This window comes from Deinococcus sp. Arct2-2 (genome assembly GCF_004801315.1).
Taxonomy (GTDB): domain Bacteria; phylum Deinococcota; class Deinococci; order Deinococcales; family Deinococcaceae; genus Deinococcus.
Genome location: NZ_SSNW01000054.1, coordinates 1 through 15,889 on the forward strand (window position 1 = coordinate 1; position 15,889 = coordinate 15,889).

13 protein-coding genes and 1 pseudogene are annotated in these 15,889 nt (G+C 56.8%); 5 read left to right on the forward strand and 9 right to left on the reverse strand.

What is annotated here, in order from left to right; translation table 11 throughout:
• The first annotated feature begins 423 nt into the window (after positions 1–423).
• Positions 424–1,767, forward strand: a complete 1,344-nt coding sequence (locus E7T06_RS18160) for an O-antigen ligase family protein (protein ID WP_136367175.1) — start codon at positions 424–426, stop codon at positions 1,765–1,767.
• 451 nt (positions 1,768–2,218) lie between these two features.
• Positions 2,219–3,409, forward strand: coding sequence for a glycosyltransferase (locus E7T06_RS18165; protein WP_168733632.1), 1,191 nt, complete (start codon positions 2,219–2,221; stop codon positions 3,407–3,409).
• Positions 3,410–3,432: 23 nt separating this feature from the next.
• Here the strand turns inward: E7T06_RS18165 and E7T06_RS18170 are convergent, their stop codons facing one another.
• From E7T06_RS18170 to E7T06_RS18180, 3 genes are all read right to left on the reverse strand, one after another.
• Positions 3,433–4,485 (reverse strand): glycosyltransferase, encoded by a 1,053-nt coding sequence (locus tag E7T06_RS18170; protein WP_136367177.1) that lies wholly within the window; start codon positions 4,483–4,485, stop codon positions 3,433–3,435.
• Positions 4,482–5,558, reverse strand: coding sequence for a glycosyltransferase family 4 protein (locus tag E7T06_RS18175; RefSeq protein ID WP_168733633.1), 1,077 nt, complete (start codon positions 5,556–5,558; stop codon positions 4,482–4,484). Before E7T06_RS18175 ends, E7T06_RS18170 begins: the two co-directional genes overlap by 4 nt.
• 80 nt (positions 5,559–5,638) lie before the next feature.
• Complete coding sequence (locus E7T06_RS18180) at positions 5,639–5,824, reverse strand: hypothetical protein (protein ID WP_136367179.1); 186 nt, start codon at positions 5,822–5,824, stop codon at positions 5,639–5,641.
• A 108-nt stretch (positions 5,825–5,932) separates the two neighbouring features.
• Between E7T06_RS18180 and E7T06_RS18185 the strand changes: the two genes are divergently transcribed.
• Positions 5,933–6,991: an acyltransferase gene (locus tag E7T06_RS18185; RefSeq protein WP_136367180.1), complete on the forward strand. Its 1,059-nt coding sequence runs from the start codon at positions 5,933–5,935 to the stop codon at positions 6,989–6,991.
• Between the two features lie 114 nt (positions 6,992–7,105).
• Here E7T06_RS18185 and E7T06_RS18190 read toward each other — a convergent pair whose 3' ends face one another.
• The 4 genes from E7T06_RS18190 to E7T06_RS18205 are packed head-to-tail and all read right to left on the reverse strand — an operon-like array spanning position 7,106 to position 11,411.
• Complete coding sequence (locus E7T06_RS18190; protein ID WP_136367181.1) at positions 7,106–8,326, reverse strand: hypothetical protein; 1,221 nt, start codon at positions 8,324–8,326, stop codon at positions 7,106–7,108.
• Positions 8,323–9,417: a hypothetical protein gene (locus tag E7T06_RS18195; RefSeq protein ID WP_136367182.1), complete on the reverse strand. Its 1,095-nt coding sequence runs from the start codon at positions 9,415–9,417 to the stop codon at positions 8,323–8,325. The genes E7T06_RS18190 and E7T06_RS18195 overlap by 4 nt, the downstream gene beginning before the upstream one ends.
• A 7-nt stretch (positions 9,418–9,424) precedes the next feature.
• A complete protein-coding gene (locus tag E7T06_RS18200) occupies positions 9,425–10,819 on the reverse strand; it encodes an MBOAT family protein (RefSeq protein WP_240741164.1) in 1,395 nt (464 codons plus the stop codon).
• 31 nt (positions 10,820–10,850) lie between these two features.
• Positions 10,851–11,411, reverse strand: coding sequence for an alginate O-acetyltransferase AlgF (locus E7T06_RS18205; RefSeq protein ID WP_240741165.1), 561 nt, complete (start codon positions 11,409–11,411; stop codon positions 10,851–10,853).
• Between the two features lie 313 nt (positions 11,412–11,724).
• Here E7T06_RS18205 and E7T06_RS18210 point away from each other — a divergent pair, with 313 nt between their 5' ends.
• Positions 11,725–13,074 (forward strand): hypothetical protein, encoded by a 1,350-nt coding sequence (locus tag E7T06_RS18210; RefSeq protein WP_168733634.1) that lies wholly within the window; start codon positions 11,725–11,727, stop codon positions 13,072–13,074.
• A 459-nt stretch (positions 13,075–13,533) separates the two neighbouring features.
• Here E7T06_RS18210 and E7T06_RS18215 read toward each other — a convergent pair whose 3' ends face one another.
• Positions 13,534–13,776 carry a helix-turn-helix transcriptional regulator gene (locus E7T06_RS18215; protein ID WP_136367185.1) on the reverse strand — a complete coding sequence of 81 codons (243 nt, stop codon included), beginning with the start codon at positions 13,774–13,776 and terminating at the stop codon, positions 13,534–13,536.
• A 430-nt stretch (positions 13,777–14,206) separates the two neighbouring features.
• Here E7T06_RS18215 and E7T06_RS18220 point away from each other — a divergent pair, with 430 nt between their 5' ends.
• A complete protein-coding gene (locus E7T06_RS18220) occupies positions 14,207–14,650 on the forward strand; it encodes a hypothetical protein (protein WP_136367186.1) in 444 nt (147 codons plus the stop codon).
• A gap of 661 nt (positions 14,651–15,311) precedes the next feature.
• On the opposite strand, the pseudogene E7T06_RS21945 reads toward E7T06_RS18220, so the two are convergent.
• A pseudogene (locus E7T06_RS21945) lies at positions 15,312–15,843 on the reverse strand (IS6 family transposase); the annotation flags it as partial.
• Between the last annotated feature and the right edge of the window lie 46 nt (positions 15,844–15,889).

Genomic DNA, 15,889 nt, shown 5'->3' on the forward strand with positions numbered 1-15,889 from the left:
CGAGCGCCAAGCAGGGGTGGCTTAACCAGACGTGCGCAAGACCGACTCAAGCCCATTCCCCTGCTGAGCCCCAATGCAACCGGGTATGTTCGAATCCGCGTGAAGAGCATCGGGCAGACGCAGTGGCGCAATGCGGGGGTGTGATTCGGGTTGCTGGGGTTCCCGAACGCCCGAGAGTATGACGCACCTCTATGCCATTGCGACCCGCAAAGCGGCGGCGTTGACAGCAGCGATCCTTGCCAGTACCCCCCTGACGTTCAGTAACCCTCCAAATCAGGCTGAATGTCAGGCACTTTTCACACGGGCAGAACAGGTGAGGGCTTTTGAAGCCGATGTGCTGGCGAAGTTGATAGCGGCGAGACTTGCAAACTGAACTCTCTCAGTATCACTAAATTTACGCACCGTTCACCATAGACTTAGGACATGAATACGGCGATCACTCTTATGGGCGCAGGCATGTTAGCCCTCAGTGCAGCAGGGTGGCTGCTGGCAGTAGCCCCCCGCATGGCTGGGCGGCTCCGGGTGCTAATCAGCTTGCTGCTGCTGGTGTTTGCCGCGTCTACCGCTTCGCAGGGCTTCGGAGTCGGTGGCGTTGGATCAGAGTTGCCCGGATGGCAGCAAATCGGGCAACTCGCCAAACTGCTGCTGTACGGTGCGGCGGGGTTCAGTCTGCTGAGCCTGTACCTCGCGCCAGTGCGGATCAACTGGGGGGGCTGGAACGGCCTAGCGCTCTACGGTCTGAGTCTCGCATTGGCGGGTGCATTTGCCACCGTACCAGGGTTCGCGGAGGCCAGCATCTATCCGACTGTGGTGGCCTTGATTGGGGCCGTGGTGGTTCAGTACGTGCGGCATGACCGCCTTCTCCGAGCGATTCGGTGGGCGCTGTTTGCCTTGTGCTGGGGCAGTATTTTGTACTGGATCGTGCTGCCAGAGTGGGCCACCTCCAACCCGGACGCCCTTTACAATAATCTCGGCGCGGCCTACGAGACAGGTCTATTGGCGCAGTTTGGCATTACGCAAAGGTGGCATGGCCTCATCGGACACGGCAACGGCCTTGGCTACGTCGCTGCAACTGCACTTTTATTGGGCTTGTACGCACCAGCTCGACTCCACAGGCTGTTTTGGGAACGGGCAGGACTGGCCGCCGCGCTCGTCTGTTTGGTCATGAGTCAGAGCAAAACCATGTGGATTGCTACGGCCCTCGGTTATGCGGTCTGGGCATTGGTGCGGGTGGCTTCCCAGCCTCCGGTAAAGCGGGCACTGGCTCAGGTGGTGCTGTCTGCCGGAGTGGTGGCTGGACTGGCCGCCGTCACGATCTACGCCCCCACGCTGGATGGGGCGGACTTGACCCTGACCGGACGTACAGATATCTGGGCGATCACGCTGGCAGAGACTCAGGCCAACCCCATCGGAGGCTATGGTCCGAGTCTATGGGATGAGGATTACCGCAACAGTAAAGGCGAGGGCTATCAGTGGGTAGGGCAGGCCCACAACCAAGTCGTGCAGACGCTGGGGCAATCTGGCGTAATTGGTGCGGCGGGCTTGCTGGCGGCGCTCTTAACCCTGCTGGACATGGCATGGCGCAACCGACACTTGACCAACGGCGCATCACTGGCCCTACTAACTCTGTTGATTGTGCGCGGCATATCTGAAACCTCGCTCAGATTCGGATTGGACATCGGGGCACTGGTGGTGCTGACAATCTACCTCGTCGTAACGGCCACACCGTACAACCATACATTGCGATCGCCTTCCGAACCCGCATAGTCATCTTCAAACACAAATGCAATCGGGCCGGGCTGTATAGGAAAACTGTACGTCCGTTTCTCCTTAGGTAGCTCCCCATTGAATAGCGTCCGCTCGCCGTTGACAACCGTCAGCCGTGGGCCACGCCCTTGGCCGAGATCCCCTCTCGCCTGATATGTCAAAACTCCAGGCGAGCAGATGGCCCCAAGAAATGCCCCATTGGCCGCTAGCAGTACATCACCGTTTTGTGCCTTGTTGGGCCGCTGCGCCTCTTCAAGGGCGAAGGGTTGCGGTGTGTGCGGTGTGCATTGGCTGGCCTGCACCTTCCACTCAGGCGGGTGCGGAATGGATAGCCACACCACCCCGCTCACCGTTACTAGGAGAATCAACCATGTAAGCCAACGCCATTGCATACGGCAGAGTATCGCCCGAGGCAGGGTACGAGAACTTATCGCATGGCATCATGGTAAATGTGAAACTACTCATGTCTGCCTACGCTTGTGCCCCTGATAAAGGCAGCGAAGCTGGAATCGGTTGGTCTTGGGTCAATGGCATGGCTGATCTTGGCCATGACGTGACAGTGCTGACACACACTCGAAACCGCTCAGAGATCGAAACTGCTCCAGTGCGCCCAAATCTAAGGTTTGAATACGTCAGTCCTTCGACTCTGTCCGGTAAGGTCAAAGGGCAACTAGGAGTGTTCGCTCAATACTTCTCTTGGCAAGCAGAGGCTCTCGCCACTGCTCGAAAGTCAGGGTTATTCGATGTCGTACATCACGTCACTTGGGGAAGCCTGCAAGGAGGATCTCACCTCTGGAAACTGGGTTATCCTTTCGTTTTCGGACCAGTTGGAGGAGGGCAGACCATGCCTCCCACCTTCTATACGATCGTTCAGGGAGATCTGCGTCTGGAACGACTTAGAACAGCAGTCACCCGCTTAATGCCTTGGTTCCCGCCTGCCCGAGCAACGTTCCGGCGAGCTAACCTCGTGCTTGCTGCCAATACTGAAACAGGCGAACTTGCCAAACGCATGGGGGCACAGCATATCGAATATATGGCTGACACAGCCATGCAACCCCACCTATTGCACCCACCCGAAGCGCGCCAGAGCAAAGAACTGTTTGAAGTGTTGTGGGTAGGCCGCCTGCTTCACCGCAAGGCTGTGCTGCTGGCTATTGATGTAATGGAACGGCTGGATGATGGCTTCCGGTTAACCATTTACGGCGATGGGCCAGATGGACCTGCCCTCGCGCACCGGATACAGCATTCTCTGGCACGTCACCGAATTGATTGGAAGGGTCAGGTTCCTTGGGGGGAGGTCATGGTCGCCTACCGGAGCAGCGACGCCTTCCTCTTTACCAGCGCACGCGACACGATGGGGAGCCAAGTGTTTGAGGCAATGGGGAGCGGTCTTCCGGTCGTTACTATGAATCACCAAGGGGTGGGAACGCATGTTCCTGACGCCGCAGGAATCAAGGTTCCGGTTACCAATCCGGGTCAGGTGGCGCATGATTTAGCCCAGGCGCTTAAGGTGCTCAGGGATGACTCTGAGCGGTGGCAAGCAGCTGCGCAAAGTGCTTTTGACTCTGTGCAGTCACACCTTCCGGAAAAGAGGCTTGAGCAGATGGACCGTCTTTACAGGGGCCTGCGGGTCAAGAGCTAGCACCGTGCAAGATGATGAGTAGCTCAACGGTACAGCGCAGCGTAGGCTTTGGCACCGCGCTCAATGCCGTATTGCTGGGCCAATGTCGCCGTATGGGTTAGACGGGGCTTGACTCTGACTTCTTGGAGGGCTGCAGCTATGGATTGAGGAGTAAGGTCAGAAAACACCAAGTTTTCTGCCGCTCCTGCTAAATCACGCAAGCCTGGCACGTTGGTCAACGTGGTTGGAATACCCGTCCCCAAAGCTTCGAGCGCCGCAATCCCGAAGCCTTCTAGACGAGATGACATGACGTAGACATCGGCTGCCCACAGCAGAGGCAACGGATCGGCCCACCCTAAGAATCTCACCCGGTCAAGCACCCCTAATTCCAGTGCTAGGGCCCGTTCGCCTTGATGTTTGTCTTCGATGCCTGCGTGGACGTAAATAGCGTCCGGCAGGTGCTTGAGCGCGTGCAAAATCGCCTCATGGTTCTTAACCGAGGCACAATTACCTACACTCAAAATGCTCCACTGCCCCTGCATTAATCGCAAAGTTGCTCGCGCTTCCTCCCGCTGCTGAAGGGTAGGTGGAACAAAGTGGTGCTCGTTGTACCAGTTGGGAATCGTCAGGGTGGGATTGCGGAAACGCTCAAGTTCGTTATCCTTCACACTTGGCCCAATGCTGACCTGTTTCACGCCTAATAGTGCAGCACTACGCCGCTGCACTGTCCGCACCAATCGGGTGCGTTTCTGGAAATTAAAGGTGCTGTGAATCGTCCGAACAATGTGCTTCATCCCAACAGCGCGGGCGGTGGCAGCGTATTCAAACCCCGCTCGCTCAGTATGGATGTGTATGGCATCAAAGCCCCGTATCAATCCGCCAAACTTCTGGAAAAAAGAGAGTGATTTGCGAAATGGAAGATGCACAATCGAGATCCCCGCCGCCTCCAGTTCGGGGGCATAGGGTCCCACCGCGTCACCGGTGGACAGCACCGCCAATTTGAGGCCCATGTCCTGCCAGTAGGGGGCCGCTAGGCGAATCATAGTTTCTGCGCCGCTGGGCCGCAGTTCGTTCAGGATATGGATCACTCGGGTCATCGTAGCCTCTGGTAAAGAGATTCGTATTGGTCAGCTACCCGCGTCAGGGTGAAATGTTCACGGGCGTAGGCATGCCCATGCTGGGCAAGAGGGACGCTGAGGTCTGGTTCGGTGCCCAAGCGAAGCATGCCGAGGGCTAAGGCATCCACTGAAGTCACATCCACCAGCAGTGCCCCGCGTCCAAAATCGGTTACCCAAGGCACCGCCCCACTGCGGCGGCCAGCCACCACCGGAAGACCCAGCGCCATCGCTTCCAGAATGGTCAAGCCGAACGATTCCTCCAGTGCCGGATGAACTAGCACATCGGTTCGGTGTTGGAGATCTTCTATGATCTGAGCGTGGGGGCGGTAGCCTCGCCAGATCACTCCAGTGGTCAGACCTTGAGCACCTGCCCAGGTCTGCGCGTCCTCGCCTGCGCCCAGCCCCGCACCGTACAGGAAAAGAGTTGCCTGTGGCAAGGCACGCCGCACAATTGCGAAGGCCCGTAGCAACCGTTTACCGTTTTTGAGGCCTTGCCAGCCACCATTCAGGATGGATGCAAACGCCAAACGATCTGCGGGTGCGGGTGCACGGGCGGGAATGGCGTCCTCAATTGCCATGCCGTTGGGCACCAGATCCACATGCTTGAGGTAGCCCATCAGCTTCAGGTGCCGGATGACGTATGGAGAGACAGCGGTCAGGTGTTTTGCCTTAACTAGGGTCTGGGCTGCCATCACGGTGCGAAGTGCCCGGTAAGGAGACGGGTTCAAACTCAGGATCCGCATGGGCGCGTCGTGGGCGGTGACCAGAGTAGGCCGCCCGGATGCCAGCGCCCCTAGCGCAAATTCATATGTCCAGTGGGCGTGAACGAACGGCACGTCTGAAGCCCAAATTGCCTGTTCAATTGACCGCCGTTCGACGGCAAACAGATCACGGGCACGGCCTTCTGAACGGTACGGGCCGACGAAGACCCGCAATCTGTCCCCCTCAATCCAGCGGGGTTCAGTGGTTTCCATATCCAACGTGAACACGGTGACCTGATGCCCGCGCTGAAGATACTCGCGGGCCAATTGGACAACAGGAAGCCCCCCCAAACCAGCTGGAAGGGCGGTGTCCGTGGGCAGTTCGTCACGAAAGGAGGCGAATTGGAAGGGGCCTGCAAGACCGATATGCATTACTTGTTGGCGGCGTTCAGTGCGATCTGAAGCTGTTTTCGGGCAGCCAGCAGGCGTTCTTCGTTCGGCTCATCGACCAGAGATGACTGACGGTAATCTTCATATTGCTGTATGGCTTTTTCGAACGCATAGCGGGCGGCAGCCAATTCCTCAATTGCATTGATCAGGGCGTCAGTGGAGTTCATTCCCTCAGTTTACGCATACGGCAGCTTTAGGCCCAAGCTAATGCGGCGGTTGATTTTTTCTCTCGATAAGTCATGTTCTGGTAAGACACAAAAGCTCTAGAGTGTTGGATGCGTTTAAAAGAACTTGATGGCTTACGCGGCATCGCAGCCCTAGGTGTTGTGCTAGGCCACCTATTTGGCATGCTTTCCAAAGACCACTGGAGATGGCTTCAGGACGGCCCCGCCGCTTTCCTCTGGAATGGGGGTTCAGCGGTCATGCTGTTCTTTGCGTTGTCTGGGTTCGTCTTAGCACTCCCTTATGCGGCAGGGAAGCACCTCGACCTTCGGAGTTTTTACGTCCGGCGTGTGTTTCGTCTGTACCCTGCCTATTGGTTTGCCATTGGCTTTTCGTTTCTCTGCATGAAGTTTTATCAGCCCGAAAATCTTGCAGGGTTAAGTACGTGGGCTTCCAGCTTCTGGCAAGAGGAGGTGCCGCTAAATCAGACTGTCAAAACCCTTCTCATGGCGGGGCCGGGCTTTGACACCCATTTGATCAACCCGCCTGTCTGGAGTTTGCTGATTGAAATGAGCGTCAGCGTGATTTTGCCCCTCATCATCGTGATCTGTCTGCGTGTAAATGGATGGCTGCGCTGGTTGGGGGTCGCGCTTGCTTGCGTCGCATTCGCCTACCTTCAGGATCGTTTCCGGATGCTCGATCTGTTTGCGGCCGGAGTGTTGCTCGCCTTCTATCAAGATCGAATTCGTGCGGCGGTTGGTCGGTTCACACTCGGCCAACAGTGGGGCTTGCTGGCAATTGGAACTGTGTTGTATAGCAGCAATCTACTTGGGCTGCCGGAGTTGGTACGTCCTGAAGTCACTGGCCTAGGCAGTTTGCTATTGATTGTCTCGGCCCTGACGTTTTCACCCTTTAAACAAGTTCTCCAAACCCGTCCAGCAGATTTTCTAGGAGAGGTGAGCTACAGCCTTTATCTGTTGCACTTCCCAGTTATGCTAATTACAGCCAGTGCTATTGTCCAGCAGGTGGGACTGGTACCCGGCTGGATCGTCACGTTGGGAGCGACGTTGGCACTCTCCTATCTGGTTTACCGCTTCATTGAACTGCCTTTTCAAGCAATAGGTCGGAAACTAGGACGCTCTTCTTCTAAGAAGATAGCCATTCCTACATGACAGCACACACAATCTGCTGATTATTAGGTCCTAAATACACCGTTTTTGAGAGGCTGTCTTTTAGGCGCGTCCTCTTGTTCTCAGCGGCAACTCGCTTACCCCTACTGATGATGATTAGTAAACAGCGACTGTCAACGTTCCTTTGCTTGCCTTGGGAGTAGAAATCGTTATGTCAACAACAGTCTTACCTGAGGACAGAGAGACAGCGAATAGACCGTCGTTTTTAATACGGTCAGAACGATCAAAGACAACCTTATCGGCAGAATCATCAGCGTACCTGATCTGTGCTTCGGCCTTGGTAATAGAAAGGTTGTCGAATTTAAGACTTACCGCTTGAACAGGTGTCTGCAGCTCAAGTGTGTACAGCAAGGGCAGATCAGTGATGGCCTGGGTCTGACTCGACATACTCTTGACCTTTTGAATATTTACGAGAGCTAATCCATCCAGTTGACGGAACAGGCGAGTATCTTCAAGCTGCAGGATGTATCGGTCAGGCAACTCCCAGATCAAAGCCTGGGGTAATTCGGACAAGCTCCCAGCGGCCAGAAGAAACTGCTCTAATCCACCTGCACCTGCGCCACCTGAAACGGAGTAATCCACTCCTGAAAGCTGCAATTTCGCTTGGAGTAGGTCAAAGAATGAAAGTCCACTATAGCTGCTTCCTGCCAATGCAAAGGCTGGTGGAGCTGCATCCAGTAGTGCCATCCCCTGGGCTTCTGCTGTATACCTCCCCGTTGCCTCTTCGCTGGCTTTCCCACCACAAACTGGCACAATCGCCGATTCCCATCCTTGGCGCCACTGGCCACCCTGCAATGAGGTGAGGTTGAACTTGGTTTTGGGCCAAGTTGCTGCACTCGGAGCAATGATTTTGCCAACGACGTCGGCAGCAATCCCAGCGCCTTCGCCTGTCCAATGAAGATCCTTTGTAAACCACAATGGCTTCGCTGAACGCGTTTTGTTCAAAGGATCAAGCAGGTTGATCGATGTTGCAGGCAATTGAGACAAGGCCGCCAAATTGGATTGGTAGCTTTGACGGGCTTGTGATGCATCGAAATTCAGACCTGTCGTTTGAGAAGGATTGGCCACAGGCCGACTCGGGACTAGGGGCACATAAACCTTTATCCCTGCTTGTTTCAATTTGTTAAAAAGAGCTTGAGCCGCCTGTATGTTGCTAGCCTTCACTGCGCGAGTTGAGCTCAGCTCAGCCATGTCGAACATCCAGCTCGTTTGGGACTGTCTCACGTTAGTTTTCGTGACAGCCTCGGGGCAATAGGTTGTTTGGGCAGCAGCAAGACTACTTAAGCTCAATGCGGCGGTGGCAATTTGTTTCTTCATTTTGTTTCATTGTATTCCACCCGCAAGAACCGTTCTGGAATCTCCCAGACGACGACCTGCGGGGGACTATCCTTGCGCTCTTCACTCTTTAGGTATTCACGCATAGGCACGATGGGGCCTTTCCCTTCCTGTGCCACGTTGAGTACCTCAGTCTTAAGGGCTTGTGACACGGCGTCATCAAAATGCCAGACATTGTCTTTGCTGTCGGCACTGTAGCTGGTGCCGACCAAGGTGACAGCCAACGTCTCGTCGCCCAAGAGTCCGCCCCCGCCCTGATCAGTGCGGGTGTACTCCAATTCTCTGACCCGGTCTGGCGCGGGGCCAGGCACGTAGCGCAGGAGGTCGCCGCTGCGTTCGGTGGCGGGCTTGATCTGTACCGTGTATTCAGCAGGGGGCAAGTCGGAGGCCACTTCCTGTACAGCAAGGGCTATTGCCTGTGCTGCAGCGTTTGCTCCTTCTGGCGTCCAGTGGGTGTCCGTGTGCAGAAATACAGGACGTTCCTGCTTGGCCGCTTTCAGGGCACCCCAGACATCCGGCACCAAGATTCCAGCCCGCATCAGGGCCTGGCGGAAGGTGCCGTACCCTTCGGTCTGCTGAGCCGGAACCTGCACCCTGAGTTGCTCCGGATACACACGGGTCTTGGCGGGGATCAACGCGACGACCAGCCGGGTTCCGTCTTTGGCCAGCTCGGCGTGAACCTGTTGCACGTACTTTACCTTGGCAGCGATTTCGGCCTCGTCTCCCGCAGCCGTCTGGTACTCCTCGCTGGTGAACAACCACCCCTCCTTGCCGACCAGTGCGCCGTCGCGGGCTTCCCCAAACAGCCGGTAATTCAGGTTGCCCCATAAGTTCACGCTGAGATCCCGCCACGGCACCTTGGCATCCAGTCCCTTTTCCCAGGTCAGTTGCCAGGTGCCGGTGATGACGTCTTTGCCTAATACGCGTTCGCGGAAGCCGGGACTGGTTAGGGTGGCGGCGGCCCCTAAGCCAACCACACCCAACAGGAAGGCGGCGGGCAACCACTGCAGCAAACGAGGTGCCGTGGGGTTGTTGATGTTCGTTTTACTGGTGTCCTGAGCAAATTCCGTCATTCACACCTCAGAACTGGAAATAAAGAAAGGGCGTGTAGCTTTGGGCCGACAATTTCAAGATGGCCACCACGAACAGCGGCAGCAGCACCACCGTCGCGGCCACCGCGAAGCGGGGGCGCAGCAACTTGCTGCCCACATCGCCTACCCGCGCTCCCCAGAAGGGCGCCAGATAGACCAGCACGCCGCCCAGCAGCATCGTGATCAGCACACTGGGTTTGACCTGCCAGGCCAGCGTATCGCTGAGACCCACGCCGTTTAGACCAATCATGCCCCGGTACATTCGGAAGGCATCCGGCACGTTGTCGGCTCGGAACATCACCCAGCCGATCATAACCAAGAGCAGCGTGCCGGGAATGGTCAGCCAAGCGGGGCTGGGCTTCCACAGGTTGGCCTCTTTCAGGCGGCGCTCAATGGCCAGGATGCTGCCGTGCCAGATGCCCCATAGCACAAACGTCCAGTTGGCTCCGTGCCACAACCCGCCCAAGACCATCGTCAGCCACAGGTTCAGGTAGGTACGGGCGCGGCCATGCCGGTTGCCCCCCAGACTGATATAGAGATATTCGCGTAGCCAGCTGCTCAGACTCATGTGCCATCTGCGCCAGAACTCGGTAATCGAGCGGGAAATATACGGATGGTTGAAATTTTCGGGGAACTTGAACCCCATCATGGCGGCCAGTCCAATGGCCATATCGCTGTACCCGCTGAAATCGAAGTACAGCTGGAGGGTATAAGCCAGGGCCCCGAGCCAAGCGTCGCCCATCGTGGGACTGGGCTGATTGAAGCTGGCGGTCACAAGCGGCGCGATGGTGTCGGCGATCAAGACCTTTTTGGCAAAGCCGGTCATGAAGCGCGTGGCGCCATAGCTGAACTTTTCGAGCGTGTGCGTGCGGGTACGGAACTGGTCGGCCAGCAGGTTGTACTTCAGCACGGGGCCCGCAATCAGGTGTGGAAACAGGGCAATGAATGCGGCGAAATCCAGCAGCTTGTGAGTGGGTGGTTCTTCGCGCCTGTACACGTCCACGATGTAGCTGATGGCGTGAAAGATAAAAAAGCTCAGGCCAATGGGCAATAGAATGGGTGTCCAACTGAAGGCCTGCAGACCCAAACTCTGGGTCAGCGCATTGAAGCTCTCGATGCCGAAGTTGGCGTACTTGAAGTAGCCCAGGGCGGCCAAGTTCAGCACGATGGCCGAGGTCAGCGTCCAACGCCGTTTCGGGCCGTCCGGTTGCTTATCCAGCACCAGGCCGTAAATGTACGCTGCACCGGTGATGGCCATTAGCAGCCACAAGAAATCCATCCGCCACCACGAATACAGCGCGTAGCTGCCGGCCAAGATCCACGCGCTCCGCCCTTTGAAAGGCAGGAGGTAATAGACGATCAGAAAAAACGGCAGAAACAGCAACAGGAAGACGTTGGAGCTGAAGACCACGGCCTTACTTGGTCTTGGTGCTGCTCTGTGTCAAGGTCAGGCCGGTGTCGGTCAGCACGAGCGCGTAAGCATTGCCGCGCTCCAACTTCACGCCTTTCAGGGTGCCCAGCGCCTTGGGGCCTGCGAACGCTGCCAAATCGACAGTGATGCCGTTGACGGCGCGGCTGCCACTCTCACCTGTTTTCACACCAGCCACCACAGCGGTTTTACCGTCTGCCGTTTTCAGATCAACGGTGGCATTTTTGCTGAGGTTGTAGATGGTGAGGAGGGCTTTGGCGCGGTTCTCGGCGGCCTGATCGGTCAGCAGGGTGACCTTGCTGCCGTTGGCAACGACGCTGTAGAACTTGCCAGCTTCGACTTTGAGCTTGCTAGTGGTCATGCCGAGTTTGGCCGCAAACTCACCTTGTGGGATGACGACGTAAGCGCTGGCCGCCCCCTTCAGAGCAGTCACGGCTTTGCCTCCCAGTGTGGCTGCTGGGGTATTGATGATCCGCACGAAGGCCGAATCGGCAGGGGGAGCCGGATCATAGAGGCCCGTCTCCTGAGCCACAGCGAAACCGAGCAAAAGGCAAGCAAAAGAAAGAGCTTTTAACATATGAGTACCTTAACCCTAAAGCACGAGATAAGTATATAAATCCGGTTGCATCAGGCGAGATTCTAGCGTTTGACCTCAAAATCGTTTGATGTGGGAGTTCGTTGCACTGCAGTCTATCTTTAACGAGTCAGTAACGGTACACCTGACAGCGTGCTCCATGACCTCTGAGGTGCTGCCCTTGTTGACGGTATTCCCCCCCTCTCTTCTCCTGGAGAGGCCGGAAGGGGAAGGGCAAACGCACTCGCTGTGGCAGCAGGGGGTGTCCCGGTTCAGGTCGTTGTTGATGCCTCTGCTTCTCAGCGTAGCCAGTGGTGGCCTGGCTTCTGCACAGTCTCCCTTGGCCCAGGCCGCTGCGCCCGCCTATCCTGCCTGTGCCAAGTCAAGCGACATCGACGGCAAAGGAACGTTTGAACTGTTTGGCACAAACGGATGGATCTTTGAAAGCCATGAATTCAAGGCCAACGAGGCGCTGAGCAGCAGAACGCTCAGCGCACTGACCCTGATGGCCAAGGCTTTTAAAGCGCGGGGTTCCCACCTGATTCTGGTGCCGGTGCCCACGCGGGCTGTCCGGGCCGCCGACACGGTGAATTTGACCCAGTATCCGCAACTGCGTTTTTCAGCTGCTCAGTACGCTACGGCGTGGACCACCATGATTGCGCAGGCCCGGAGCACCGGCGTGTATGTGGTGGACTTGCTTCCTACCATCCTGAACTTCAATCCCGGCGTGCGGGGGGAGGAATTCTTCTACCCACGGGATCACCATTGGACGCTCTCGGGTACAGAGGCGGCAGCACGGCAGGTCACGGCCCAGATTCAGGCGATCGCTCAGGCCCAAGGCCTTGAGCTGCAAGAGACCCCAGGGCTGCTGGAGATTGTTCAAAAAGGTGAATTTACAGGGCCACTGGCCAGCCACTACACGCGGGCCTGCGGCACCACAACCGAGCCGCTGAAGCGGTTTCAAGCCAGCTACACGGTGCAGGGCGATAGCCTGTTGGGGGATGTCCAACCGCTGATTGGAATTTACGGCGACAGTTTCGGTCTCACCTATCCGGACAACAAGTACGCCGAGCCAGACGCCAACTTTGCAGTGATGCTTGAAGCCACCGCCCAGTTGCCGACCATCAACAACTCCGTGTCGGGCAGCGGTAAAACAGCCACATTGGCAGGCTACTTGGCCCTGCCGGAAGGGCGAGAGCAGTTGCCTCCTTTCGTGGTGGTTCCGTTCATGGGGGGGATTCCCAACAACACCTTTGATTACGGGCAAGTCACAGCCGCACTGATCGATTGTTCGGCCGCCACCCGCCTCGCTCGAACAGAGGTGGCTTCCCCCAGTCCCCGGATGCTCTTTGCTCCTCCCTCCACCGGACCCACGCTGGGCAAGAGCCTGATTCACATCCACACCAACGCTCCGACCAACTACATCGAGGTGAGGGAAGGCCGCTATACCGACAACTCGGTTCTGAGCTTTGAAATTTACCGAATCGCCGCTCCGTATTACTTCGGAAGCCGGACGGACTTTTACAGCTTGCTGGCAGACGATAAGACCGTAAACTCCCTGATGGTTCAATTGGACAAGCAGCGCCCTGTCTCGGGATACGTGGAAACCTGCAAGATCCCGGACACGTTCCGCTAGGGGAGAGCAGCAACGTCTGGTTGAAGCGGCCCTCTAACGGTCTCCCTGGCCCCAGCACTGGGTAGGGGGCAAGCCACTAACCTGTGCATCCGTCATAGGGGGGCCCAATAACCTGCACATTTCGGCAGTCTGAAGGGGCTTTGTTGAGCGGGTTCAGTGCTGGAGTGCAGGGCCCGCTGAAGAATGGCGGTCAATGATAGATGTCAGATCCGCTGCCGCGTGTGTCAAATCGGACGGGAAACTTAACAGCAGGCGCAGTGGGAAGGTGCAGTAGATTTTTCAGGAGCCATGGGTCTAGGGTGTCGGCCTGGGTGAGGGTAACACTGGCGTAAGGACGGAAAAGAACCTCACAGGGGAAGGCCGTATTTCGCGGCTAGATCTGCAGTAGGCACTAGGTCTGACTCGCTCCCTCAAGCCGCGACACCCGTTCTAAACATTGGCCTAGTTGGCCAAGACTGCTCAAGTTTCCGTAGCTTCGGCAGGAGTGTATTCGAGGAGATCAGCCACCGTGTAAGTGTGCCCGGTCAGTGTGTAGAGACCGTCGAGAATGGCGACAAGGTGAGCGACGTTCACTCGTTCCCGGTTGCCGTGGTACAGGGCATTGATGGCTGCTGGGCGTACCTTCGCTATTGCCGCCAATTGGCGCTGCCTGATGCCGTGGCGCCTCATCACTTCACTGAGCTTGAATACTATCTGACCCATTTGGGTAATTTACCTGTCCAAGCTAGGGACGTGCCGTCCTAGGGCATTGACAGTATTACGCATATGCGTAATACTTCGGAGCATAGAGAAGGGCGCTTTCCCCGTCGAAAGAGAAGCGCCCGATCTAATTCCTCATTCGAAGGAAGGAACCGATATGAATGCTATCAAACCTCACCCGCTTACTCCGCCTGATCAAACTTACCAAGTCTTCCACCCGGGGCGTGCCTGACATGGCCCTTTCTTCTATCCGCTTGGTCAACCTTTCAGTGCGTCTTTTAAGCTTTGGTCTTTTAGGTCAGGGCTGATGGTCCAGTCTTCAGAGACCCCTTTATCCCAGATTTCCCGTGCTCGGCAGCGTTTCTTGGGGCTAACCAACGATCATCCCCGCCCAGATACTCACCTACAGCCACCAGAAATCATCAAGTTGACCATGGAAGTTCAACGGCGCCTACTGGCCCATCTTTATGCCCCCGGTCAATTCCGCAGCGGGCCGCTTTTCGGTTCACGCAACTCTGGCGTCAGACTCGTCACCCGGGCGGCGCGGGGGGTACCGCCCGGCCTGCTCCCCGACGATTCGCGAACGTTCCACTTGGATGCCCGGTATGTGTTGGGCTTGAGTGACATCCTCACGGACAGCGACAGCGAGATCGATTGGGTGGGCCACTGGCTGATCGCCCCTGATGGTCTCCTGGGCAGCCTTCAAGACCATTTGGAGTGGGTGTACCAAGCTCAAGCACTGGCGCTCGCTGATGAAGACGCTTTTCTCCTGACCCTGGGCCGGGAAGAGGAGAGCGTGGAGTACCGAGCATTCACCCTCCAGGGGCGGCAGGTCACCAGTGTGCCCGTCGTGTGTCTGCCTGCCCAGGCGAAATAAGACGAGGGTCCGGCTCTTTAGGACAGGGGGCCTTGATGACCCCCTGTTCGGTAGGTTGCCTTGCGCTTCGCGGCAACCTTATTGCATTTGGGGGCCCTGCATACCCCAGTTTGCCCGGAGCAAAGCTGATAGGGACTATCTCAGGACGCTCAGCGAGTCTGGGCTGGATGGCAAGTGGCCGTGTTATTGACCTCGGCGCACCATTCAGGTGCAGGGCTTCTCACTGGTACCGTCCCCTTTGGATGTATGCGTGTCCAGCCCGAAGTAGCGATAGCTTTGCGGGAAAAAGCAGGTGAAAACATCAGGTCCACCTCTCAAAGTGGCTTTGGTTGGTAGCGACACCTTTGCGTGAGATTGAGCAGAGTTCACGAAGAGGCCACCTGGCACAGCATTTTCTGTCACTAAAGATCGGCGACACCTTTGCGGGAAAGACCACCACCTGTGTGGTGGGCGGGATTTTCAGCTTTCAGCCTGACCATCTGTTCGTTGGGTGCCACCCACGACACCTTTGCGGGAAAAGACTCGAAAGGAGCGATACTTTCGCGGGATTTCAGATCAAATCAGCAAGACTGTTTCTGGAAAAAATGAAAGAATGCCGTCTAGAACGTCACTTTATGTTTTGCGTGTTGTTCTTTTAAGTCTTTACTTGGTTGTGGCAAGTTCAAGTTGTTGTCGCAGAGGGGCAGCTGAGAGACACCAAGAGCAGGGCGATGGTCAACGGATGTCGGCGGTCGTTGGCGGGCAAGGTAGAGCGTGCGGTACCTTGGAGATTGGTGATTCTAGCGTGTAGATCGAGAAATTTCTGCGCCCGCTTAACTTGCTGAAACCCCAGTTGGCTCCGTTCCTGACGTTGTGCGGATCGGTGAGATTGTTCAATCAGGTTGTTGTAGCGAGCGGCCCTGATGACCTGCTGGTGATCGCCATCGTCCACTACTGGAAGCTCACGGTTCGCCGCCCCGTAGCTTGCCAATTTGTCGGTACACACTGTTTCTGGGACGTTCTATTCACCCAGCAGACGTCGGAAAAATGACATCGCCGCCGAGGTGTCGCGGTGCCGTTGGAGCAGAACATCGAACACCGCGCCGTGTTCGTCGACGGCCCCCACAACCAATGAGTCACCCCACCCACGACCACATGCATCTCGTCCAGATGCCACCGGGAACCCGCCGGGGTTCCCGGTGCCGCAAATTCTGGGCGAATTCGGCTCTCCCGCAAGTTGCGTGCACCGGGGCCGGTCGC

Coding starts and splice junctions, on each gene's coding strand:
- E7T06_RS18160 (WP_136367175.1), top strand. CDS start 424: ATGAATACGGCGATCACTCTTATGGGCGCAGGCATGTTAGCCCTCAGT.
- E7T06_RS18170 (WP_136367177.1), bottom strand. CDS start 4,485: ATGACCCGAGTGATCCATATCCTGAACGAACTGCGGCCCAGCGGCGCA.
- E7T06_RS18180 (WP_136367179.1), bottom strand. CDS start 5,824: ATGAACTCCACTGACGCCCTGATCAATGCAATTGAGGAATTGGCTGCC.
- E7T06_RS18185 (WP_136367180.1), top strand. CDS start 5,933: ATGCGTTTAAAAGAACTTGATGGCTTACGCGGCATCGCAGCCCTAGGT.
- E7T06_RS18190 (WP_136367181.1), bottom strand. CDS start 8,326: ATGAAGAAACAAATTGCCACCGCCGCATTGAGCTTAAGTAGTCTTGCT.
- E7T06_RS18195 (WP_136367182.1), bottom strand. CDS start 9,417: ATGACGGAATTTGCTCAGGACACCAGTAAAACGAACATCAACAACCCC.
- E7T06_RS18210 (WP_168733634.1), top strand. CDS start 11,725: ATGCCTCTGCTTCTCAGCGTAGCCAGTGGTGGCCTGGCTTCTGCACAG.
- E7T06_RS18215 (WP_136367185.1), bottom strand. CDS start 13,776: ATGGGTCAGATAGTATTCAAGCTCAGTGAAGTGATGAGGCGCCACGGC.
- E7T06_RS18220 (WP_136367186.1), top strand. CDS start 14,207: ATGGAAGTTCAACGGCGCCTACTGGCCCATCTTTATGCCCCCGGTCAA.